Genomic DNA, 23,637 nt, shown 5'->3' on the forward strand with positions numbered 1-23,637 from the left:
AAAGAGCAGTTTAACCCGCACACGAAGGTATTCATCTTCTTAGAGCGGGCCCGTACAACCCAACCCACACCGTTGCGGAGCGAGCATGCACTGCGCTCCGCCAACACCGCCCGGGGCAGGTTGACTTGGATCAAACGGCCCCGCCCAGAACGCGCCAGAATCGGACTCTCTGCTGACTCGCTCAGGGGCATGGTATGCCTGTCAAACCGCCCACTCCGGGTTTCATCGATCCGCCTGTACCTGAAGAGGAACAGCATTACAGCCGTTCCGCGCTGTGGCTGACGTGGCTGTTGGGAGCCGCGATGTTTGTGACAGTGGTCGGCGTGGCACTGCAATTCACCGACGTCGAATCCTTCACGCGCTTGCTGACCCAGGCAGAGCCGCTGTGGCTGGTCGGCGCCCTGGCGTTGCAAGTCTTGACCTATATGGCGCAAGGGCAGGTCTTTCGGGTGGTGCTCAAGGCCGGGGCACAGCCGCTTTCACTCTGGGAGGCGGGCAAACTGAGTGTGATGAAGCTGTTTGTCGATCAGGCCCTGCCGTCCTCCGGCATCAGCGGCGCCTTTGCGGTAGTGGCCTCGTTCGTCCGCCTTGGCTTCGCCAAACCGCTGGTGCTGGCCAGCCTGGTGCTGGATTTGTCCGGGTATTTCCTGGCGTATGCGGTGTCGGTCGGCGTGGCGTTACCGGTGGTGATCTTACAGGGCCATGCCACGCCGGCGGTCATCACCGCGTGCCTGGTGTTCGTCGCCGTCAGCCTGCTTCTGGCAATGATCACGCCCAGGCTGGCCGGCAATCGACACCTGGTAGCGCATTTGCCGGGGCAGCATTTTTCGATTGTCGCCAGAATCGCTTCATTGCTCACGGGGGCGGACAAACAACTGGTTCGCAGCCGAGGGTTACTCTGGCGCATTACCTTGCTGGAACTGCTGATCATCGTGCTCGACAGCGCCACGTTGTGGGTGCTGGTGCGTGCGCTGGGGGTGTCCGCGCCGCCGCTGGGGCTGTTTGCCGGCTTTATGCTGGCCAGCGTGCTGCGCAGTATCGGCATTGTGCCGGGCGGGCTCGGGGCCTTTGAGGCGGCGGCGGTGGTCACGCTGCATTGGGTCGGGGTAAACATCGCGGTGGCGCTATCGGCCACGTTGTTATTCCGCGGGCTGACGTTCTGGTTGCCGATGCTGCCTGGCCTTTGGTTGGCCCATCGTGAATGGCGATCCACCGCCAAGCCACCCGCATTCTTGGCAACCGGCGACTATTGGAGCCCACCGCTGTGCCAGGTGTTCAGTAACGTACAGAGCACGCCGCAGGGCTTGAGCGAGGCCGAAGCCAGCGCGCGGGTGCGCAGCGCGCCGGCCGCGGCCAAGGACCGACCGCGAGGCCTGGCCCGGCTGGTGCTGGAGCAAATGCGCACGCCCCTGGTGCTGATCCTGATCGTGGGCGCGCTGGTCGCCGTGGTGGTGGGGGACTGGCTGGATGCGGCGATTATCGGCTGCATTGTGCTGATCAGCGCGGTTCTCAGCGCCTGGTATGAAAATCGCGCCAGTACGGCGGTGGAGCAACTGCGCAGCAAGATCGCGCAGCGCGCCACGGTGCGTCGCGATGGCAAGCCCGTGGACATCGCCGCCAGCGCGGTGGTGCCGGGGGATATCCTGTTGCTCAGCGCTGGCAGCCTGATCGCAGCCGATGGCCGAATCCTGCAGGCGCTCGATTGCTTCATCGGTGAAGGCCTGCTCACCGGTGAAACCTTCCCGGTGGAAAAGTTGCCCGGCGACTGCACCGCCGATGCCACACTCGGGCAGCGGCATAATTGCGTGTTCATGGGCACCTCGGTGCGCAGCGGCACCGCCGAGGTGCTGGTCACGCGCTACGCCCCGGAGAGCGAAATCGGGCGCATCGCCAAGACGCTGACCCTACGCCCACCCGAGACGGAGTTCGAGCGCGGCCTGCGCCGGTTCGGCGGCTTGCTGTTGCGGGTGATGCTGGTGATCACGATCGTGGTGTTCGGCATCAATATCCTGCTGCACCGTCCCGCCCTCGACACTCTGTTGTTCGCCATCGCTTTGTCCATCGGGCTGTCGCCGGAACTGTTACCGGCGATCCTGAGCATCACGCTGGCCAAAGGCGCGCAACGCATGGCGGCCAAAGGGGTCATCGTGCGTCACCTCAATGCGATTGAAAACCTCGGGGCGATGGACATCCTGTGTACCGACAAGACCGGGACGCTAACCCGCGGTGTCGTGGTGCTGGACGGCGCAATGAATGTCGAGGGCAATGTCGATGCCAATATCCTGCAACTGGCGGTGTTCAACGCCAGCCTGCAGACCGGCATGCGCAACGCCATGGACGATGCAATTACCCTGGCCGGCAAAACCCTGGCGCCATGCCCAGGCGCGAGCAAACTCGATGAAGTGCCGTATGACTTCGTGCGCAAGCGCCTGAGCGTGGTGGTCGCGAATGCGCCAGAGGCCGCCCGGCTGATGGTGACCAAGGGGGCGTTGGACAACGTGCTCGAGGTCTGCACGCAGGTGCGCAGCGGCGAACAACTGCTGGCGCTGAGCGATACCGAGCGCGCCACGATTGCGCAGCGTTTCGCCGACTGGAGCGAGCAGGGCTTCAGGGTCCTGGGCCTGGCCACGCGGGTTTTGCCGGAGCAGCCGCATTACGGCCGGGATGAAGAAAAGGACATGACCTTCCGCGGCTTTCTGTTGTTCTTCGACCCGCCGGAGCCGGGCGTGAAAGACACCCTTGCCACGCTTGAGCGCCTGGGTGTGCAAGTGAAGATCATCAGTGGCGACAGCCATCTGGTCGCCCGTCACGTAGGCAGGGCAGTGGGCCTGCCCGTGGAGCGGATCATCACCGGTGCAGAGCTGGCGGCCATGAAAGACGAAGCGTTGATGCACCTGGCGCCGCTGACCACGCTGTTTGCCGAGGTCGACCCCAACCAGAAGGAACGCATCATCCGCGCCCTGCAGAAGACCGGGCACGTCGTCGGCTACATGGGCGATGGCATCAACGATGCCCCGGCGCTTCAAGTCGCCGATATCGGGATCTCGGTGGACAACGCCGCCGACGTGGCCAAGCAGGCCGCCGACTTCGTGTTGCTGGAGCACAACCTCGACGTATTGCGCGAAGGCATCGAAGAGGGCCGGCATACCTTTGCCAATACCTTGAAGTACATTTCCATCGTCTCCAGTGCCAATTTCGGCAACATGATCAGCATGGCCCTGGCTTCGTTGGTATTGCCGTTCCTGCCGATGCTGGCCAAGCAAATACTGCTCAACAACTTCCTGTCTGACATCCCCTCCATGGGGATTGCCAGTGACAACGTCGACCGCGAATGGGAAAACACCCCGCACCGCTGGAACATCAGCGAAATCCGCAACTTCATGGTGGTGTTCGGGCTGGTCAGTTCCCTGTTCGATGTGCTCACGTTCGCCGCGCTGTACCTGCTGGCAGAGAAGGGCGCCGAAGTATTTCGCAGCGGCTGGTTCGTCGAGTCGCTGCTGACCCAACTGCTGACGATCTTCATCGTGCGCACCTACCGCCCGTTCTACCAAAGCCGTCCGGCGACACTGCTGTTGCTCAGCGCCGCGGCCATCGGCCTGCTGGCCGTCGGGCTGCCTTACAGCCCGATCGCGTCTTGGTTCGGCCTAGTGCCCTTGCCACTGCCGATCCTGCTGACGGTGCTGGCAATCAGCCTGGTCTACATGGGCGCGGCGGAATGGGTCAAGCGGCTCTTTTACCGTCGCCAGCGGTTGAACCGCGCCCGCGCTGCCACACTTTCTTGATTCCAGACTTGCCATCAACCGCGCAACTACGCGATGTACTAGCTTCATGGCAAGCAGGTGGCAGTATGGCGTGCAATCATAGGAGGTGAACCGAGTGTGCACTTAAGGAATGGGCCGTACTCAATAAACGTCGAATGGACATAAAGACAATGACCGCGAGGGTGAATGATGTTTAGGGATGAAAAAGAAATGCAGGAGGCGATGGGGGTTCATCTTCGAGAATTTAGCGGTCTAGGCGATATAATTATTCCGTGTGAGTACGAAAAAGACGGTGATGCACGGCGTAACCGCATCATCGAGTCGTATGAGTATTGCTGGAAGTGTGTGCGTGAGACGGTGCTTGTTAGTCAAGATAAAAATATTTCTCTATTCGCGTCGGAAATAATAAAGCCTGACTTTCTGTTGTACGACCCCGGGATGGAAACATTCGTAGTGGTCGAGCTCAAGAACTCTTCAAATCCCACAAGAGAAGCGGGGACAGAGTTGGGCGCATATACAAACGCCATTAAGGCGCATTTCCCACTCATTTCAAACGGTGATGTGATTTGCGTGATCGTCTCAAGTCACTGGCCGACGCTTTTAAGAAATTATTTGTTTAGTGAGATATTTTGGCACAAAAGAAACATTCTATGCCTGCAGCCAAAATCCACCTCGCCATTGCAGCTTGAACATCTTCCGCCGGAAAAGCTCCTCAATGCCAGTACATCATTGAAATTCAATAAGAATACCTTTTCTGGTCTTCAGAATTGCATATACGCAAATAACATATACAGCGGGGGTGATATTGAGGATTTGGACAAATATCTGGAGCAAATAAAGTCTGCGTTTGAGCGGATTGTTAGAAAGTCTAATGAAATCAATTCACATGGATTCGCCTTCCTGTGGCGAGATTTGAGAGAACATACTGTAGCCAGATACAGTATTACGTACCTTGATATCAATCCGTGTGAGAAGTTTCAGCGCTACGAAGTCAGTATCCCGAACAAGATATCTGAATCTCTACATGACGTTATTACAGAGTGGGAGACCTCCGGAGTTACCTACTCGACAATTAATACAATTTCGAAGGGTGACTACTTTCTCAAGAATATAGCAGGCCCCGTGCCTGAAGCTCCATCGCCTTGGCGGACGCTAAGGAAATTTATGCTTGACCATAGCGAGCTTATTTCTTTCAGGGCGTGGGGGGTTTTGGCAGATCTTCATGAGGAAGCACTTCTGGAGGAGTATAAATCTGATGGGGGTACTACGAAATATGACTGTCCTGCATTTGGTTTGAGATTTATATCGAGTATTGTTCCAGATTGATGTGTATTGGGGTCACGCCAGGAAGGAGCAATGGCGCGCAAATACCAAAAGCAAAACCGCGCCGTCGTGAATAACACGAGGTCGAGGTTCGGGGTTCGGGGTTCGTGAAAGGGAGGCTATAGGTTGGTGAAAGCGGCTAATTGGACGCCTATCCAGCATAGCACCTAATTTAACATAATATACATTATGCGAACCGTCGTGTGTAGAGCTGGGGGGCTCTCGGGTGAGATTTTAAGCCTGGCACTGACTCTCGCCACCTCAGGCCGAAAAAACAAACCCTCCATTTCACTTGCCAGCTTGCAACCCTGGTTTTCATTCTTCAGGATAACGTCCCATTCCAACGTTTGAATAAGGTTCTTCCCATGAAGCTACTGCGCATCTGGCGTGAGCGTCAGGAACGCAAAGCGCTGCGTGCACTGCCGAAGCTTGAGCGTGCAACACAAAAACTGCGTAACCGTTATCCGCAATTCAGCTTTGGTATTGGCACCTATGGCGATCTCAAGGTACATGACTGGCATGAAGGAACGACATTGCGCGTAGGCGCTTATACGTCGATTGCCGGCAACGTGGAAGTGTATCTGGGCGGTCATCATCGCATCGACTGGCTAAGCTGTTATCCGTTTCCCGCCAAGGTCGAAGAAGTTGCCTATATCACTGACTTCGGCGGCAGCAATGGCGACGTAGTGATCGGCAATGATTGCTGGATCAGTTCCCATGCAAAAATTCTTTCGGGTATCACCATTGGCGATGGCGCCGTAGTGGCGGCCGGTGCGTTGGTGACCAAAGATGTGGCGCCCTATTCCATAGTCGGCGGAAACCCGGCCAAGTTTATCCGTTGGCGTTTTGATGAGCCTGTTCGCCAGGTCTTGGAACAATCCGCCTGGTGGTATTGGCCTGAGACCGAGGTACGCAGTGTCGCGCATCTGCTGTGCTCCTCTGATATCGAGCCGTTTATCGAGTACTTAAAACAACGCCAGTAAGGTGGAAAAATATAACTCAACTAAATAGATGTTTAGTTGAGTTATATATCAGCTGTGATGCTCAAAGCCGAAATCGATCCACCGACTGCGACAACTTCCCCGCCAACGCGGACAACTCGTCCGTCGTCGAGGCCGTCTTGCCGATCACCTGGCTATTGCGCTCCGACATACTGGCAATCATCTCCACTTGATGGGCAATTTCGTTGCTGGCCAGGCTTTGCTCGCTGATGGTGCGGGAGATGTCGTTGACCAACTCGGTGGTGTTGAGGGTGGCCTGGAGAATCTCGCGGATGGCGCGCTCGACTTCAGCAGTCACCGCCATGCCCTTGTCCACTTGAGTGACGCCCTCCTCCATGCTGGTCACCGCTTCCCGGGTGTTTTGCTGGATGCGGCCGACCATGCTGGCAATCTCCTGGGTCGACGCGCTGGTGCGTCCGGCCAGGCTGCGCACCTCATCGGCGACCACCGCAAAACCGCGCCCCTGTTCACCGGCGCGGGCGGCTTCGATCGCGGCATTCAGGGCCAGCAGGTTGGTTTGATCGGCAATGCCCTTGATAACCTGGATAATGCTGAAGATTGCCTCGGACTCCTTGTCCAGCGTGCGGATGACTTGGGCCGACTGTTGCGCCGAACGGGCAATGCCGTCCATGTCACTGACCACCTGGTGGATCACCCGACCGCCGTCCTTGGCCAAGGCTTCTGCCTGGTTGGCCATATTCAGTGCGCGTGCGGCATGTTGGGTGATTTCCTCGATGCTGGCGGTCATTTCACTGGCGGCCGCCGCCATGGTGCTGGCGGCGGCGCTTTGCTGCTGACTGCTGCCCGCCACCTCATGGCAACCCTGGCTCAGTTGCTCGCTCATGTCATTGACGCCGTGGGCATTGCTGCGCACCACTTCGATCATGCCGCGCAAATACGCCTGCATGGTGGAGAGGCTGCGTATCAGCGCGCTGGCCTCGTCCTTGCGGTCGGGCACGACAATCGGCTCGCTCAAATTGCCACGGGCGATACTGTCAGCAATTCGGCTCGCGGCCTGCAACGGATCCATGATGCTCCGGGTAACCCAGCGGCCCTGCGCAAGGAGCAGCAGCAGGCTCGCAATCAACACCACGCCCAAGGTGACGTTGGCGTTGCTGATGGTTTGTCGGGTACCGACGCTGGTTTGCTGCGTATTGTTTTCGATCAGCTCGCTGAGGCTAGCTAGCTGACCTTCCAACTGGCTGAAAGCAGTATTGAAGGTCTCCAGTTCGCCGCGAGCGGCCTCCGGGTTGTCCAGCGCGAGTGCGACGATGCGTTCACCGGCGTTGATATAGGTATCCAGGCTGGGTTTGATTTTTTCCAGGCTGGTCTTGAGCGTGTCGCCCAGCGGCAGCTTTAGATTGTCCTCCAGCACCTGGCGGAAATGCTCGGCATGCTCCTTGAGTGAACTGCTGACTTCGGCTTTGGTGCTGGTGCTTTTACCCAACCCGACCAACATCGCCGACAACACGTCGGCGCGCAGGGCATCGTGCATCATGTCGGCTTCCATGTGGTTGCGCAGCACCGTCATGCTGGTCTCGTTATCCTGCACGGCATCGGCCATCCGACCGTTTCCCAGGTAACCGGCCAGGCTCATGATCAAAGCGGTGAGCAACCCGGTCGCAATCAATAGCCATAAGCGTAATTTGATCGTCATGCTGGTCATTCCCATAGCCTGGATAGCTGGTTGGGTACCCAACCGCTTGAGCGTCGCTGATACTGTTATCGGCAGAGACTCCCTGTTATTGAAGCTCAATTGCTCAGATCTGCGCAGTTAAACTCAACGTCTTCCCCATCTTGTTTGCGCGGGGGTGGTTCTTTAAGCTGGCCGACCTTTGCTTCACCCGGAACTGCTCATGTCCAAACGTATCGCCCACCTTGCTTTGCTGCTTGGTCTGATCACTGCCGTCGGCCCCTTCGCCATCGACATCTACCTACCGGCGCTGCCGACCCTGGGCGCCAGCCTGCAGGCCTCACCGGCAGCGGTGCAGATGAGCCTCACAGTGTTCTTCATGATCATCGGCGTCTGCCAGTTGTTTTATGGCCCGATCAGCGATGTGTTCGGGCGCAAGCCGCCGATCTACGCCGGGTTGCTTATCTTCGCCGTGGGCAGTATCGGCTGCGCGCTGGCGCCGAGTATTGAAGTGCTGATTGGTTTTCGTGCGGTGCAGGCGTTTGGCGCGTGTGCGGGGATGGTGATTCCCCGGGCGATTGTGCGCGACCTGTATACCGGCCATGAAGCTGCGCGGCTGATGGCGTTGCTGATGCTGGTGATGAGTGTGTCGCCGATCCTGGCACCGTTGGCCGGTAGCCTGGTGATTGCGCTCTGGAGTTGGCGCGAGGTGTTTGCCGTGTTGGCGGTAGTGGCCGTGTTGTGCCTGGTCATGACCGTCGTACAACTGCCTGAAACCCACCCCGCCGAGCGTCGGTTGGGCAAGACCCTGGGGAATGCCTTCAGCAGTTATGGGGCGTTGCTGCGCGACCCGGTGTTCATCGGTTTGTCGGTGGTGTGCGGGTTTGGCCTGGCGACGTTCTTTGTATTTATTGGCAGCGCGCCGTTCGTATACATCGAGTATTTCGGGCTGACCCCCACCCAATTCAGCCTGTGCTTTGCGCTGAACGCCGCGTCATTTTTTGCCATGAGCCAGCTCACCGCACGCCTGAGCGCACGCTTCGGCCTGGCGCCGCTGATTCGCTGGTCGGTGGTGGGCGTGGCCGCGGTCATGGTATTGCTCGCCGCTACGACGCTATGGGGCAGCCACCTAGGCTTGATGATGTCGCTGTTGTTTATCGGCTTCGGTTTCCTCGGCTTGCTGTTGCCAGCGGCCGGCGTGTTGTCCCTGGAAGACCACGGCGCGGTGGCCGGTTCCGCATCGGCGTTGCTCGGCGCGATCCAGATGATCACGGCGGCCGTTTCCATGACCCAGGTGGGCGTCTTTGCCGATCACACCCCGGCGCCGATGCTGATCGGCATCGCGCTGTGTGCCGTTGCGGCGCTGCTGACCACGCTGTGGACCTTGCGCCGCCTGCCGGCGCACTTGCTGCCCGGTGCCCCGCCCTCCTCCTGAGCCGAGCCTGACGCGGACCGCGCGTTTTTCGCCGGTCGCCGCCGGCTAAAGATCAAACCGCTCCACCGCTCGCCGTCGCTCATTGTCGTCACGCACGTCGTAGTTCGCGGTGGTCTGGATATTGGTGTGGTGCGCCAGTTTCTGCGCGATGGACAGGTCATGCTCCTCAATCACCCGCGTGATGAAGGAGCGCCGGAAATCATGCGGCATGATCTTCACCCCCACCTGCTGACCGCGCTGGCGGGCGATGTAGTAAATCGCATGCTTGGTGATGCGTTCGCGGGTGATATGGCTGCCCCTGCGGATGCGGTTGAACAGGAAGGAATCGTCCTGCTCGCCTTCCTTGAGTTGTTCGCGCCGGAATTCGAGCCAGGCCTGCAATTTGGCGAAGGCCCAGCCCGGCGCGTATTTGATCAGTTCCTTGTTGCCCTTGCCAATCACGCGCAGGCTGCGCTCGTCAAAGTTGATCTGTGCGAGGTCGAGGTTGACCGACTCCGACTTACGCATGCCCGAGCCGTACAAAATACCGATCACTGCAGCATCGCGCAGGCCCTGGGGCCGCGGGTCGGCAGCGCATACATCCATCATTTCGCGGATCAGCGTGCGACGCAGGTTGCGCCCCTGGCTCAGGCGCGTGCCGGACGCGGCCTTGACCGTGCGCATTTTCAGCAGGTGTTCCTGGCTGATCAGGCTCATGCGCCAGGCTTCGTTCATCACCCCGCGCACGGCGTTTACATACAGCGACGAGGTATTGGGCGCGTAGCCGTCCTCGCGCAAGGCCGCAACCAGCGCGATCACCTGTTCGGGTTGCAGCAGGTGCCAGTCGATGTCTTCAAGGTTGATGTCCTCGAAGCCGAGGCGGTCGGCGGCGTCCTGCAGCACGTAGCGCATGGTCAGTTGGCTGGAGGGCGCCAGGCGGGTGAGGTAGAGGGTCAGCGGGTTGCGGATTGACTCAGTCAAGGTAGATCGGCCTTTGGATTAAATACCTCGAACAAGTCTTTGTTTATTCGAGATATTCATTGAATTGGCGAGGGCCGAGTCTAACGCACCATCGGCCCTGGTACCCAGTCACGGGGCGGTGTCTTCATCCCCGCTCGATTCCTGGGGCGGGGTCTGCGCCTGACTCCATTCAGCATCCTGTTTCTGCATCAGCGCGAACCAGTGCTGACGCATGAATGTCAGGTAGGCCTGCGGTGCCTTGGCAAAATCCTTCTCGTCGCTGTAGCAACCCGGCAAAGGCAATTCAGTGCCCTGCTCCTTGTACTGGCTGACCAGCGCCTGTTGCCCGGCGACGCTGCAATCCTTGGGCAATGGCATGCCACGCAATGCCCCGGCTTCTTCGTCCCACCAGGCCGCGCCGACCCGGTCGACGCCACGCAGGCGGTACTTCTGCGACTTGCCGACATGCATGATCAGCTTGAATTCATTGGGGCTGACATCACTGGTGCAGCTGCGCGTGTAACCCACGGTGGCCTGGGTGATGCCGTCGCCGGAAAGGTCGGTGACCTTGGTCGCCGCCATGTCAAAGCGCAGCGCGGCATCGAATTCGCAGCGCTGCACGTCGTCGTAGAGCATCCATATGCGTTTGGGGCGGTCACCGTCGAGCAAGTACTGGGCCGCGTAGACAAGCGCCGACTGGGTGCCGTCATCCTCGCGTTGGTTGATTTGCTCGGCCAGCACCAGCAGGTTCTTGCCCTGGCGGTCGTCCCAGGTATAGGCGGCGACCTGCTTGCCTTGCACTTCAACCCCCTCTGGCACTTGAGCGAGCGTGGTCAGCGCCACGCCCTCATCCGCGCATACGGTGGTGACGCAGGCTGCGTTCATCAACAATCCCATCAACACGGGCCGCCATTGGCCGCCTAAACGCTGCACGCTATTCATCCGAGTACCCTGGCAAGAGATGGCTTACTTTACCGGCACTTGAGGGGCAATGCAGAGAAGATTCTTCAATAAACACAAGCGGCAGAGCGTGCCGTGACGCGCAGCGCCGATCCACGTCCACCCAGTTGCGCCCAGCGCCATGCAAAACGTTCCTATTACGCTAAATAAACAACGCCTTCAGAGCCTTAGTTGTTTAGCTGAACCCTAGCTGTCTACCTGTCAAATAAACGAGTTTTTCATCTGGCTTTCATATTCGTTAAACATTTTTACGCTTAATCTTGGTCGCAGGACTTGAGAACGAACCGCGTTGTGCCGACTAACTTATTGATTCCGCTTGATCTTTGTGAATTATGGTCTTTACTCCCTGATGCACATGGAAGACTTCAATAGCCCATCAGGATGGTCGGATGAATACCCCAATTCCACTCCAGGTTTAACCAAGCACCTGCCTTTTCGGCCCGTGATTGTTGTCTCTACGCTCCAAGTTGCTCAAACCCCGAGGTCATGAATCTTTGAAACCCTACCCTATTCATTGTGTGTCGATCGTTATCCCGGTCTACAACGAACAAGAAAGCCTGCCTGAATTGCTGCGTCGCACGACGGCAGCCTGCAAGCAACTGGCCTACGAATACGAAATCATCCTGGTGGATGACGGTAGCCGCGACAAATCCGCCCAATTGCTCGAAGACGCTGCCGCCGAAGACGGCAGCAACGTGGTCGCGGTGATCCTCAACCGCAACTACGGTCAGCATGCGGCGATCATGGCCGGTTTCGAGCAGTGTCGGGGCGACGTGGTGATTACGCTCGACGCCGACCTGCAGAACCCGCCGGAAGAAATCCCGCGCCTGGTAGAACAAGCCGCCCTGGGCTACGACGTGGTTGCCACCGTGCGCAACAACCGCCAGGACTCGGCCTTTCGCCGCTGGCCGTCGCGCCTGATCAACCTGGCCGTGCAGCGCTCGACCGGCGTCGCCATGACTGACTACGGCTGCATGCTGCGCGCGTACCGCCGCACCATCGTCGACGCCATGCTCGCCTGCCGCGAACGCAGCACGTTTATCCCGATCCTGGCCAACGGCTTTGCCCGTCACACCACGGAAATTCTCGTACACCATGCCGAGCGCGAACACGGCGAATCCAAATACAGCGCCATGCGCCTGATCAGCCTGATGTTCGACCTGCTGACCTGCATGACCACCACCCCGCTGCGCCTGCTGTCCATCGTCGGCTTCAGCCTGGCGGGCCTGGGCGTTTTGTTCGCCTTTGCGCTGATCGTCCTGCGCCTGGCCTTTGGCGCCCAATGGGCCGGCGATGGCATGTTCGTGCTGTTCGCAGTGCTGTTCGTGTTCACCGGCGGCCAGTTCATCGGCATGGGCCTCTTGGGTGAGTACCTGGGCCGCATGTACAGCGATGTGCGCGCCCGCCCACGGTTCTTTATTGAAAAAGTGCTGCGCAACCAACCGGCAGCACCGGCACCCGTGGTCGTCCTTGACGGCCTGGCGTCCTCCCATACCACCACTACTTCCCCTTCCGATCAGGTTTCGTCATGAATTCAAAAGCTGTTGTCTTCGCTTACCACGATATTGGCTGTGCTGGCATTGAAGCCCTGCTGAATGCCGGTTACGACATTGCTGCCGTGTTCACCCATGCCGATGACCCCAAGGAAAACAATTTCTACGGTTCCGTCGCGCAACTGTGCGCCCGCAAAGGCATCCCGGTGCATGCACCGGAGGACGCCAACCACCCGCTGTGGATCGAGCGCATCGCCAAGCTCAACCCGGACTTCATCTTCTCCTTCTACTACCGCAACCTGCTGAGCGAACCCCTGCTGGCCACCGCCCGCAAAGGCGCGTTCAACCTGCACGGCTCGCTGCTGCCGAAATACCGTGGCCGCGCACCGGCCAACTGGGTCCTGGTCAAAGGCGAAACCGAAACCGGCGTGACCCTGCACCGCATGGTCAAGCGTGCCGATGCCGGCGCGATCCTGGCCCAGCAGAAAGTCGTGATCGAGCGCTCCGACACCGGCCTGACCCTGCACGCCAAACTGCGTGACGCCGCCAGCAGCCTGCTGCGCGATGCCTTGCCGCAACTGGCCGCAGGCAAACTGACCGAAACCGCCCAGGACGAAAGCCAGGCCACTTATTTCGGCCGCCGCACCCCAGCGGATGGCAAGTTGGAGTGGCAAAAACCGGCTGAAGAGCTGTTCAACCTGGTGCGCGCCGTGACTCAACCGTACCCGGGCGCTTTCTGCGCCGTGGGCGAGCACAAGCTGATCGTGTGGCAAGCCGAAGTGGTCCAGGGCAACGAAGGCCTGGCGCCTGGCCGTGTGATCAGCGTCAACCCGCTGCGCATCGCGTGCGCTGAAGACTCGCTGGTGATCAAGTTCGGCCAGCGCAACGACAACGGCCTGTACCTGGCCGGTCCGTCCCTGGCCAACGAATTGGGCCTGGTGGACGGTTCGGTCCTGCGCGGCGCCGAGTCTGGCCGCAAGCCACGTCGCACCCGCGTGCTGATCCTGGGCGTGAACGGCTTTATCGGTAACCACCTGTCCGAGCGTCTGCTGCGTGACGACCGTTACGAAGTCTACGGCCTGGACATCGGCTCCGACGCCATCGAGCGCCTGCGCAGCCACCCGAACTTCCATTACGTGGAAGGCGATATCAGCATCCACACCGAGTGGATCGAGTACCACATCAAGAAATGCGACGTGGTCCTGCCGCTGGTGGCCATCGCCACGCCGATCGAATACACCCGCAACCCGCTGCGTGTGTTCGAGCTGGACTTCGAAGAGAACCTCAAGCTGGTGCGCTACTGCGTCAAGTACAACAAGCGCGTGATTTTCCCGTCGACGTCCGAAGTCTATGGCATGTGCCAGGACCAGTACTTCGATGAAGACACCTCCAACCTGGTGGTCGGCCCGGTCAACAAGCAACGCTGGATCTACTCGGTCTCCAAGCAACTGCTGGACCGCGTGATCTGGGCCTACGGCGCCAAGGGCCTGAAGTTCACCCTGTTCCGTCCATTCAACTGGATGGGCCCACGCCTGGACCGCCTGGACTCGGCCCGTATCGGCAGCTCCCGTGCGATCACCCAGTTGATCCTGAACCTGGTGGAAGGTACGCCGATCCGCCTGTTCGACGGTGGCGAGCAGAAACGCTGCTTCACCGACATTGCCGACGGCATCGAAGCCCTGGCGCGCATCATTGATAACGACAACGATGCGTGCAACGGTCAGATCATCAACATCGGTAACCCGGAAAACGAAGCGAGCATCCGCCAGTTGGGCGAAGAACTGCTGCGTCAGTTCGAAGCTCACCCACTGCGCAGCAACTTCCCGCCGTTCGCCGGTTTCCGCGATGTCGAAAGCAAGGCATTCTACGGCACCGGTTACCAGGACGTGGCCCACCGCAAACCAAGCATCGAAAACGCCAAGCGCCTGCTGAACTGGGAACCCACCGTGGAGATGAGCGAAACCATCGGTAACACCTTGGACTTCTTCCTGCGTGAAGCCATGCTCGAAATCGCGGACAAGCGCTGATGCACGCAGGTCTTCGCATCGACGTCGACACTTACCGTGGCACTCGCGAAGGCGTGCCACGGTTGCTCGAATCCCTGGATGAAGCCGGGGTGAAAGCGACGTTTTTCTTCAGTGTCGGGCCGGACAATATGGGGCGCCACTTGTGGCGCCTGATCCGCCCGCAATTTCTGTGGAAGATGCTGCGTTCCAACGCTGTCGGCCTGTATGGCTGGGATATCTTGCTGGCCGGCACCGCCTGGCCGGGCAAGCCGATCGGCCGTGACCTGGGGCACTTGATGCGCCAGGCCAAGGCCGCCGGGCATGAAGTCGGCCTGCACGCCTGGGATCACCATGGTTGGCAGGCCAACGCCGGGCGTTGGAGCGACGCACAGTTGATCGAGCAGATTCGACGCGGTGTGGACACCTTGAGCGACATCCTCGGTGAACGTATCGACTGTTCAGCGGCCGCCGGTTGGCGCGCCGATGAACGCGTGGTGCAAGCCAAGCAAGGCTTCAACTTTCGCTACAACAGCGATTGCCGGGGCACCAGTCTGTTTCGTCCGACCCTGGCCGATGGCAGCGCAGGCACCCCACAGATTCCGGTAGACCTGCCGACCTTCGACGAAGTCGTCGGGCCGGTGGTGGCTGCCAAGGATTTCAACGGGTTCATCCTCGACCGCTTTGCACAGTCAAAGCTGAACGTGTACACGATCCACGCAGAAGTAGAAGGGATTCTGATGGCCAATGATTTTCGCCAGTTGCTGGCCCAGGCAGGGCAGCGCGGCATCCATTTCAAACCGCTGGGCGACTTGTTGCCGGCGGACGTCTCAACCCTGCCCCAGCAACAACTGGTGCGCGGCGCCCTGAGCGGCCGTGAGGGTTGGCTCGGAGTGCAGCAGGCATGATCCGCCGTTGGGCGCTGCCCCTGCTGCTGTTGGCATTCGGCGCATTTTATCTGTTACCCCTGGCCACCCATGGCCTGTGGATTCCGGATGAAACCCGCTATGCACAGATCAGCCAGGAAATGCTGCTGACCGGCAAATGGGCGTCGCCGCACTTTATGGGCATTCGCTATTTCGAAAAACCGGCTGCCGGTTACTGGATGATCGCGCTGGGCCAGGCGATCTTCGGGCAAAACCTGTTCGGCGTGCGGTTTGTGTCGGCCTTGAGTACCGGGCTCAGCGTGCTGCTGGTGTACCTGGTGTCGCGCCGGTTGTGGAATGACCCGCACAAGAGCCTGGTCAGCACGCTGCTGTACATGAGCTTTGTCAGCGTCGCGGCGCTGGGCGGTTATGCCAACCTGGACCCGCAGTTCACCTTCTGGGTCAACCTGACCGGCGTGGCGCTGTGGTTTTGCTTCGACAGCCGCACGCGCAGCGCTCGCGTCGGGTCCTGGGCGTTGCTCGGGGTTGCCTGTGCCATGGGCTTCATGACCAAAGGCTTCCTCGCGTGGCTGCTGCCGGTGCTGATCGCCCTGCCCTACGCGATCTGGCAGAAGCGCCTGCGCGACCTGCTGGGTTATGGACTGATTGCCGTCGCCGTGGCGATTGCCATCAGCTTGCCCTGGGCACTTGCGGTGCATAGCCAGGAGCCGGATTACTGGAACTTCTTCTTCTGGCACGAGCATATCCAGCGCTTTGCCGGCGAAGATGCGCAACACGCCGAGCCACTCTGGTACTACCTGCCGCTGCTGGTCGCATTCACCCTGCCGTGGGTGGCGCTGTTGCCGTCCACCGTCAAGCAAGCGTGGCAGCACAAGCGCACGCCAAACATCGCCTTCCTGCTGCTGTGGCTGCTGATGCCCCTGGCACTGTTCAGCCTGGCCAAGGGCAAGCTGCCGTCCTACATCATGCCGTGCCTGCTGCCGCTGGCGTTGCTCATGGGTAACGCGCTGACCGACAAGCTGGCCCAGGCCCAAGGCCGCACATTGCGCATCAACGGCTGGCTGAACCTGATCCTCGGGGTTGTGGCTTTGCTCGCGCTGACGTGGTTCCAACTGAAAAAACCGCTGTACGAGCACGGCCAGGAAACTCTCGGCCTGGTGCTGGTGTTCGCCTGCCTGTTCGGCTGGATCATCGTCAACCTGCTGCAGGCTGCACGCCCATTGAAATTGTGGGCCGCGCCGGCGCTGGGCAGTTGGTTGCTGGTGGCGTTGGCGCCGGCCTCGCTGCCCCATTCGGTGGTGTACAACAAGACCCCGGATCAATTCATCATTGACCACCTGCCGGACCTGCAGCCGACGTCCGCGCTGCTCAGCAATGACCTGGGCGCGGCATCGGCCCTGGCATGGCGCCTGCAACGTGCTGACGTCACCCTCTATAACACCGCTGGCGAAGTGAAATACGGCCTCGCCTACCCGGACGCCGCCCAGCGTAAGGTCGACATGACCCAGGTCCAGCAATGGATGAGCCAAGCCCGCCAAAAAGGCGCGGTGGGGGTGGTGATGCGCGTCAAAGGTGACGACGAGATCGCCGAAGTGAACCTGCTGCCCCAGGACGGCAAGCGCTATGAGCAAGGCAATCTCATGATTCTGATTTTCCCGCAGGCAGCGCCATGATCACCCTGTTCTTGTTGTTAGCCGCCTGCCTGCTCACCTGCATGGGCCAGGTCGCGCAGAAGTTTGCCGTGGAAAGCTGGCGCGAACAGCCTGACGGTTGGGCGCTGAAACTGCGCTCACCCTGGTTATGGGCAGCGCTGCTGTGCCTGGGTTGTGGCCTGCTGGTCTGGCTGCTGGTGCTGCAGCGCCTCGAAGTCGGGATTGCCTACCCCATGCTCAGCCTCAATTTCGTATTGGTCACGCTAATGGCGCGCTTCGTATTCAAGGAACACATCGACACTCGGCATTGGCTGGGCGTGGTGCTGGTGATTGCCGGCGTCGTGCTGCTGGGGCGCCAAGTATGAGCCGGGGACGCGGGTTTGCCTTCGCCCTGGGCAGTGTCGGCCTGGTCAGCGCCGCCCAGTTGGGGATGCGCTGGAGCATGACGCGCCTGCCCCTGCCTGACGAATGGCTCGGCGCGTTCAGCAGCAACGCCATCGATCTGGGCGCCCTCGGCGTGGTGAGCCTGGCGATCCTCGCTTATGCGCTGTCGATGCTGTGCTGGCTCTGTGCGCTCAAGGATTTGCCCCTGGGCCGCGCCTATTCGCTGCTCAGTATCAGCTACGCGCTGGTCTACCTGTTGGCCGCCAGCCTGCCGGTGTTCAACGAACATTTTTCGCTTTCAAAAACCCTGGGGGTGGCCTTGGTCATCCTCGGTGTACTGGTTATTAACTCTCGTCGTGCTAGCGCAGCAAGCCCTAGGAATGCCCCATGAAAATCAGTGTATTTGGTAGTGGTTACGTCGGTCTGGTACAGGCCACCGTATTAGCCGAAGTCGGTCACGATGTCATCTGCATGGACGTTGATCAAAACAAGGTCCGGCTGCTGCAGCAGGGCCATGTGAGCATTTTCGAGCCAGGGTTGGCGGCGATGGTCAAGGAGAACCTGGAAAGCGGACGGCTGAGCTTCACCTTTGATGAAAAGCTCGCCGTCGAACATGGCGAGGTGCTGTTTATCGCGGTGGGTACGCCGTCGGATGAAGACGGTTCGGCCGACTTGAAATACGTGCTGTCGGTAGGCGATGCGGTCGCCCGCCATCGGATCGAGCCGGTGATCCTGGTGGAAAAATCCACCGTCCCCGTCGGCACCGGCGACACCTTGCGAGCCCATATCGAAAAGGCCCTGCATCTGGCCGGCCGGCACTTGGAGTTCGATATCGTCTCCAACCCGGAATTCCTCAAGGAAGGCTCGGCGGTTGCCGACTGCCGCCGCCCGGACCGCATCATCATCGGCTGCGAGCGTGAAGAAGTGCGTGAGGTCATGCGCGACCTGTACGCGCCCTTCAACCGCAACCACGATCGCATCATCTTTATGGACCTGCGCAGCGCCGAACTGACCAAGTACGCCGCCAACTGCATGCTGGCCACCAAGATCAGCTTTATCAACCAGATCGCCGAGCTGGCCGAACACCTGGGGGCGGACATCGAAGCGGTGCGCCTGGGGATCGGCGCCGACTCGCGCATCGGCTATCACTTCATCTACCCAGGCTGCGGCTACGGCGGCTCGTGCTTCCCCAAGGACATGCGCGCCCTGATCCACAGCGCCAAGCAGGCCCATTGCTCGAGCGACCTGCTCGAAGCCGTCGAAGCGATCAACCAGCGCCAGAAGAGCAAGCTGTATGAACGCATCAACGCCTTCTTCAAGGGCAACCTGCGCGGTAAGACCTTCGCCCTGTGGGGCCTGGCCTTCAAACCTAACACCGACGACATGCGCGATGCCCCGAGCCGCGTGCTGATGGAAGCGCTGTGGGCTGCCGGCGCCACCGTGCGCGCATTTGACCCGGAAGCCATGCAGGAAACCCAGCGGATTTACGGTGACGCCCCACGGCTGATGTTGATGGGGACTCCGGAATCCACCCTGAGCGGCGCCGATGCGTTGATCGTCTGCACGGAATGGCAGCAGTTCAAGGCACCGGATTTCGACCTGATCCACCAACGCCTGAACACCCCGGTGATCTTCGACGGTCGCAACCTGTATGACGGCGAGCGCCTGGCGCGCAAAGGCTTCCAGTATTTCCCGATGGGCCGGGGCGACTCCTGCCAGTTGCCGATTCCCCAACAACAGTGGGTGCCGCACGTTGTGGAAGCCTGACCGGTGAACAAAGACCAACTGCCCCAATTGATGAACGCAGCGATCCGGCGCCAGTCGTTGGGGCTGGCGCTGCTGGCGTTGCTGTTATTCATTGCTGGCAACTGGCACCAGGCAATCATCGGTTTCGACTCGCGCTTCGTGGTCTTTGCCCAGGAGATGTTGCGCCATGGGCCGAGCTTTTTCCCCACGACCTACGGGCAACCTTATGCCGATTACCTGGCAACCTCGACGCTGATGACGTGGCTGCTGTCCTTGCCCCTGGGCGAGGTCAACAGTTTTACGGCCTGGTTGCCGACGTCTCTCGCTTCGGCGCTGATCGTCATGCTGGTGTACCGCCTGACGGCGCCCTACTCCCAGCGCTGGGGCCTGCTGAGTGTTGCGCTGCTGTTGCTCAGCAGCACGTTTATCAGCGAAACCCGCGCCGTGTCCCTCGACCAAATGCTCGCCGCCGTGGCCCTGGCGGTGTTCTACCTGGGTTATGCGCATGATCACTTCGGCGCCGCCAAGCGCCTGCACTGGGTGTACCTGCTGTTGATCGTGGGCTTTGCGATTCGCGGGCCGATTGGCCTGGTGATCCCCACGGGCGTGCTGTGCAGCTACTTCCTGCTCAACCGCCAATGGCGCCAACTGTTCAGCTTCGGCCTGTTGGCCCTGGCACTGCTGGGGGCGTGCGTCGGCCTGCTGTTGCTGCTGGCCAAGCTCAGTGGCGGCGCAGCGTTCATGCAGGACGTGATCCGCATGCAGTTCCTCGGGCGTATGGATGGCAGCGAAGGCTCCAGCGGTGCGCTGTATTACTTCACCAGTTCCCTGGGCAATTACGCGCTGGCTTACCCGCTGGCGCTGCTGGTGCTGCTGGTGATCGCGATTGGCGGGCGACGCGCACCTGATCCGGCGTTGCAGTTGGTGCTGTACTGCGCAGCGGCGGGCTTGTTGGTGATGCTCGGCTTGTCGATCCCCCAGGCAAAGAAAGCGCGTTATGTGCTGCCAATGTTGCCGATGGCGGCCATTATTGCGGCGTATCCGTTTCAAGTCGCCCACGGCCGGTTGTATGGCTGGCTGCGCGGTTTGATGCTGAGCCTGTGGACCGTGTTGCCCGCGCTGCTGATCGTCGGGCTATGGCTGGCGCGCCGGCGTTACCCGGAGCAGATGGCGCACATCGGCTGGGTGCTGGGTGTGCTGGGCGCGCTTCAAGTGCTGGCGCTGGTGGCGGTGTTCCAGGCACGCCTGCGCACGCTGGTACCGGCGCTGACCGCCGTGCTGGCGGTGTGGACGGCGTATATTGTGGTGGTCGAGCCAGTGGAGCGCAGCCTCTATGACACTCGCGCCTTCAGCCTGCAAGTCCAGGCGCAGGTCCGCCAGCAACCGGCGCCCATCGTGCTGCATGCGCTGGGTAAGGATGCCAAAGCCATCAAGTTCATGGTCAACCTCGATTACGACCGGGTGCCGGTGTTCACCCAGCAGCCCGCCGACCTGGCAACATTGCAAGGCCCAGCGTGGCTGGTGATGAGCCAAGATGACTTTGAAGGGTTGCAGGACCCGCGATTGCGCGCAATCACTCCGACGCTCACTGGCACGTTCGACAAGAATCCCTACGTGCTGCTGCACTTGGACAAAACCCTTCAACCTTGACCGCGCCGGCGGCGGCCGGCCAGTTGAGTCCATTATTTTTGTATTTAACCTGCATTAATATGCATTGGCGACCTTGCATCGCGGTCGGCACACTACGCGGGTTCCTCCCCCAAATGCAGGAACGTTCAAGGGCTTGTCCGGGAAACCAGACAAGCCTTTTTTTGCCCGCTTTTTATGGAAATTGTGAATGCTCGCTCGCTGGTTACCCGCCGCCATCAATACCCGCCCTGCCGAATGGAGCCGCGCCGCGATCGGCATGGCCCTGGGCACCCTGCTCAGCGTGTGGGTCTGCGCCCAAGTGTTTGGCATGGAGGTCGCCCTGCACCTGCTCGGCCCTCTGGGCGCGTCGGCAGTGTTGCTGTTTGCCGTTTCATCCGGCGCGCTGGCCCAGCCGTGGTCGATCATTGGCAGCTACCTGTGTGCCGGCGTAGTCGCGCTGCTCGTCGCACGGGTCCTGGGGCGCACCCTGGGCAGCGCCTGCCTGGCGGCGGGCATGACCGTGGTCCTGATCTGCTGGCTGCGCTGCCTGCACCCGCCGGCGGGAGGTCTGGCGATGACGCTGGTACTGGCCGATCCGGCCTCGACGGCTCTCGGCTGGCAGGAACTGCCCGCGGTGATGCTCGGCGCGGGAGCGTTGGTGACCTGTGCTCTGGCCTATAACAATGCCACCCGCACGCGCTATCCCAAGGGCGCGACCGAGGCACCGAACACCTTCGTGAGCAAGGCGCAGGCAGCAAGAGACCCAGCAATCACCGCGGCGGACCTGAAGCTGGCGTTGGCCGACATGGAGCAGTTCTACGATATCGAGCCCACAGAGCTGGAACAGTTGATCCACGCCGCCGAGAGTCATGCCCGTCGCCGAAGTATCGGGCAAGTGCTGGCAAGTCGCGTCGAATAGCGGAAACGACGAGTGGCACATCACGCTCCTTGCGCCGAGGTGGGTGGCAGCTAAAGTTGTACAAACCACTTGTGGTTGTCTGCTTTTCCCCTGACGTCTGGATTGCCGTAAACCAGTAGCGAAGACATTGGATAGTCTGGCTAAAGATTGGTGCTCACTGAGCGGCGATGCACGCAAAGGGTTGCCCCTCTGTCGCTCTCATCGTAGTTCTGCACGCTGGCCCTCCTGCTCAAGTGCTTTGAATGTTCCGTTCAAACCGGGTGAGGGTCCGCCATGGACGACCGTTTGCAGAGGTTGCTGCGCGACCGGCTATTTGATGCTCGACAGCGCCATCACCTCCCCCTCAGGGCCTACATGGACCTGACGATCGAGCGCATGCATGCCATTTCCAACGCTGGAGTGATCAACAATGACATGTGGCTCGGCCAACCGCGCGAATCGCATTTCAGAGCGCTGTGCGAACGGATCGGCTTGATCGGCGCCTACGATTACGCACTGTATTCCTCGTTAGTCGACCACATGATCGCCGCCAATGCCTTATTGACCCAGGGCAGCCCGGAGCAAGTGGCGCGCTACCGCGATGAGATCATTCAGATGCGCGCGGTGTATGCCTTTGGCTGCACCGAAATCGCCAGCGGCACCGACGTGCGCAACCTCAAGACCACCGTCACCTATGACGCCGGCCAGCACTGCCTGGTGCTCGACTCACCGTGCGCCGATGCCTGCAAGTACTGGATCGGCAACAGCTTGCACGCCGCCCAAGTGGCGATGGTGCTCGCGCGATTGCAGGTGAACGGCGAAGACCAGGGTCACCACTGGTTTCGCGTGGTGATTCGCGACCGGGAGAACGGCCCGTTGCGACCGGGTGTCAAGGTCATGGCCTGCGACCCCAAGGGCGGCATTCACGCCAATCAGGTCGGCGGTTTACGCTTTTGCCAAATGCAGCTGGGCACCGATGCCTTGTTGCAGCGCCACGCCAGGTTTACCCGGCGTGGGCAGTTCCTCAGCGACTTGCCCAAAAGTGAGCGCTTTATCAACGCACTGGAGACGTTTCTCCAGGAGCGCCTGCTGTTGATGGCCGCCTCTCGCGTTGGCGCAGGGCTAAGCGCGCACCTGACCTATCAATTTGCCCGCCACCGCCTGCTACAGACCGGCCCGCTGCTGGGCAACCCGCTGTTTCGCCAGCGACTGTACAACGTCCAGCTCAAGGCATTGGCCCTCAAGTTCGTCGAACAGGCCATCCTTGAGCGCTTCGAAGCGCAATGGACCCAGGCCGACCGGCGCAAGGACCTGCATATTCTCGCGGCACTAAGCAAATGCGTCGGCACCTGGACGGGTCTTGACGTGATCGCCCAGTGCCGCGAATTGTGTGGTTCCCAGGGGTTTCACCACTACAACCAGATCGTCACCCTGCGCATGGACTTCGAGATAAGCCCCACGTTCGCTGGCGACAACAGCGTGATGGCCTACCAAGTGATCAAGGATGCGCTGTCCCGTCCGCGATTTGACCACGTTGAGCCATGCAACCCCGGCCAGACAATCGAGCAGAGCATCGTCCGGCAGTGCCGACACGCCGGTGATTTTTCCCATTCGCAAGCGGTGGGCCTGACATACGCCCGCGCACTCGATCTGGTCATTCAGGCGCTCGAAGGCCAACCGCTCGAAGCGGGCATGCAGCGCGACCTGATCGGGGTGTTTGTTCCCTACTTGCACCGTTGGGGGCTCGCTCACGATGCAGAACCGTGCGCCAGCGTTGCGCGCATCTCATCGCTGGCTGCATGGCTGAAACCGCCTGACGAGCTGATCAACGCGCCTATCGCGAAAGCTGACTACATCCAGCAATTCACCCGCGCATTGTATGAGGACACATAA

The 23,637-nt window shown here is 60.3% G+C and carries 17 protein-coding genes and 1 pseudogene; 14 read left to right on the forward strand and 4 right to left on the reverse strand.

From position 1 onward, the window contains the following. The first annotated feature begins 194 nt into the window (after nt 1–194). The 3 genes from mgtA to J2Y83_RS13485 all read left to right on the forward strand — a co-directional run bounded on the left by mgtA (nt 195) and on the right by J2Y83_RS13485 (nt 6,067). Nucleotides 195–3,782, forward strand: a complete 3,588-nt coding sequence (gene mgtA / locus J2Y83_RS13475; RefSeq protein WP_253395895.1) for a magnesium-translocating P-type ATPase — start codon at nt 195–197, stop codon at nt 3,780–3,782. 165 nt (nt 3,783–3,947) lie between these two features. Next, nucleotides 3,948–5,087, forward strand: coding sequence for a hypothetical protein (locus J2Y83_RS13480; RefSeq protein WP_253395897.1), 1,140 nt, complete (start codon nt 3,948–3,950; stop codon nt 5,085–5,087). A gap of 362 nt (nt 5,088–5,449) precedes the next feature. After that, nucleotides 5,450–6,067, forward strand: coding sequence for a CatB-related O-acetyltransferase (locus J2Y83_RS13485; protein WP_247397554.1), 618 nt, complete (start codon nt 5,450–5,452; stop codon nt 6,065–6,067). Between the two features lie 61 nt (nt 6,068–6,128). Here the strand turns inward: J2Y83_RS13485 and J2Y83_RS29880 are convergent, their stop codons facing one another. Continuing rightward, nucleotides 6,129–6,992: a methyl-accepting chemotaxis protein gene (locus J2Y83_RS29880; RefSeq protein WP_373423758.1), complete on the reverse strand. Its 864-nt coding sequence runs from the start codon at nt 6,990–6,992 to the stop codon at nt 6,129–6,131. Beyond that, a pseudogene (locus J2Y83_RS29885) lies at nt 6,987–7,757 on the reverse strand (MCP four helix bundle domain-containing protein); the annotation flags it as partial. The gene J2Y83_RS29880 and the pseudogene J2Y83_RS29885, both read right to left, overlap by 6 nt. Nucleotides 7,758–7,941: 184 nt before the next feature. On the opposite strand from J2Y83_RS29885, the gene J2Y83_RS13495 reads away from it, so the two are divergent. Beyond that, entirely contained in the window at nt 7,942–9,153 is a 1,212-nt protein-coding gene (locus tag J2Y83_RS13495; RefSeq protein ID WP_253395901.1) for a multidrug effflux MFS transporter, read from the forward strand. A 45-nt stretch (nt 9,154–9,198) separates the two neighbouring features. On the opposite strand, the gene J2Y83_RS13500 is transcribed toward J2Y83_RS13495, so the two are convergent. Further along, nucleotides 9,199–10,113, reverse strand: coding sequence for a site-specific integrase (locus tag J2Y83_RS13500; RefSeq protein ID WP_253395903.1), 915 nt, complete (start codon nt 10,111–10,113; stop codon nt 9,199–9,201). 108 nt (nt 10,114–10,221) lie between these two features. Further along, nucleotides 10,222–11,034, reverse strand: a complete 813-nt coding sequence (locus tag J2Y83_RS13505; RefSeq protein WP_253395905.1) for a M949_RS01915 family surface polysaccharide biosynthesis protein — start codon at nt 11,032–11,034, stop codon at nt 10,222–10,224. Between the two features lie 512 nt (nt 11,035–11,546). On the opposite strand from J2Y83_RS13505, the gene arnC reads away from it, so the two are divergent. The 10 genes from arnC to J2Y83_RS13555 all read left to right on the forward strand — a co-directional run bounded on the left by arnC (nt 11,547) and on the right by J2Y83_RS13555 (nt 23,637). Continuing rightward, nucleotides 11,547–12,584 (forward strand): undecaprenyl-phosphate 4-deoxy-4-formamido-L-arabinose transferase, encoded by a 1,038-nt coding sequence (gene arnC, locus J2Y83_RS13510; RefSeq protein WP_247402749.1) that lies wholly within the window; start codon nt 11,547–11,549, stop codon nt 12,582–12,584. Beyond that, on the forward strand, nt 12,581–14,572 hold the full coding sequence (gene arnA, locus J2Y83_RS13515; RefSeq protein WP_253395907.1) for a bifunctional UDP-4-amino-4-deoxy-L-arabinose formyltransferase/UDP-glucuronic acid oxidase ArnA: 1,992 nt from the start codon (nt 12,581–12,583) through the stop codon (nt 14,570–14,572). The genes arnC and arnA overlap by 4 nt, the downstream gene beginning before the upstream one ends. Further along, nucleotides 14,572–15,456 (forward strand): 4-deoxy-4-formamido-L-arabinose-phosphoundecaprenol deformylase, encoded by an 885-nt coding sequence (gene arnD, locus J2Y83_RS13520; protein WP_253395909.1) that lies wholly within the window; start codon nt 14,572–14,574, stop codon nt 15,454–15,456. Before arnA ends, arnD begins: the two co-directional genes overlap by 1 nt. Next, nucleotides 15,453–17,108 carry a lipid IV(A) 4-amino-4-deoxy-L-arabinosyltransferase gene (gene arnT / locus J2Y83_RS13525; RefSeq protein ID WP_253395911.1) on the forward strand — a complete coding sequence of 552 codons (1,656 nt, stop codon included), beginning with the start codon at nt 15,453–15,455 and terminating at the stop codon, nt 17,106–17,108. The genes arnD and arnT overlap by 4 nt, the downstream gene beginning before the upstream one ends. Then, nucleotides 17,105–17,452 (forward strand): 4-amino-4-deoxy-L-arabinose-phosphoundecaprenol flippase subunit ArnE, encoded by a 348-nt coding sequence (gene arnE / locus J2Y83_RS13530; protein WP_253395914.1) that lies wholly within the window; start codon nt 17,105–17,107, stop codon nt 17,450–17,452. The genes arnT and arnE overlap by 4 nt, the downstream gene beginning before the upstream one ends. After that, complete coding sequence (gene arnF, locus J2Y83_RS13535; protein ID WP_253395917.1) at nt 17,449–17,862, forward strand: 4-amino-4-deoxy-L-arabinose-phosphoundecaprenol flippase subunit ArnF; 414 nt, start codon at nt 17,449–17,451, stop codon at nt 17,860–17,862. The genes arnE and arnF overlap by 4 nt, the downstream gene beginning before the upstream one ends. Beyond that, nucleotides 17,859–19,238 (forward strand): UDP-glucose dehydrogenase family protein, encoded by a 1,380-nt coding sequence (locus tag J2Y83_RS13540; RefSeq protein ID WP_247402738.1) that lies wholly within the window; start codon nt 17,859–17,861, stop codon nt 19,236–19,238. The genes arnF and J2Y83_RS13540 overlap by 4 nt, the downstream gene beginning before the upstream one ends. Nucleotides 19,239–19,268: 30 nt before the next feature. Further along, complete coding sequence (locus J2Y83_RS13545) at nt 19,269–20,867, forward strand: ArnT family glycosyltransferase (RefSeq protein WP_253400389.1); 1,599 nt, start codon at nt 19,269–19,271, stop codon at nt 20,865–20,867. Between the two features lie 187 nt (nt 20,868–21,054). Then, nucleotides 21,055–21,765: an HPP family protein gene (locus J2Y83_RS13550; protein WP_253395919.1), complete on the forward strand. Its 711-nt coding sequence runs from the start codon at nt 21,055–21,057 to the stop codon at nt 21,763–21,765. Between the two features lie 354 nt (nt 21,766–22,119). Then, nucleotides 22,120–23,637 (forward strand): acyl-CoA dehydrogenase family protein, encoded by a 1,518-nt coding sequence (locus J2Y83_RS13555; RefSeq protein ID WP_253395921.1) that lies wholly within the window; start codon nt 22,120–22,122, stop codon nt 23,635–23,637.

It is taken from the genome of Pseudomonas marginalis, assembly GCF_024169655.1.
GTDB classification, from domain to species: domain Bacteria; phylum Pseudomonadota; class Gammaproteobacteria; order Pseudomonadales; family Pseudomonadaceae; genus Aquipseudomonas; species Aquipseudomonas paraveronii.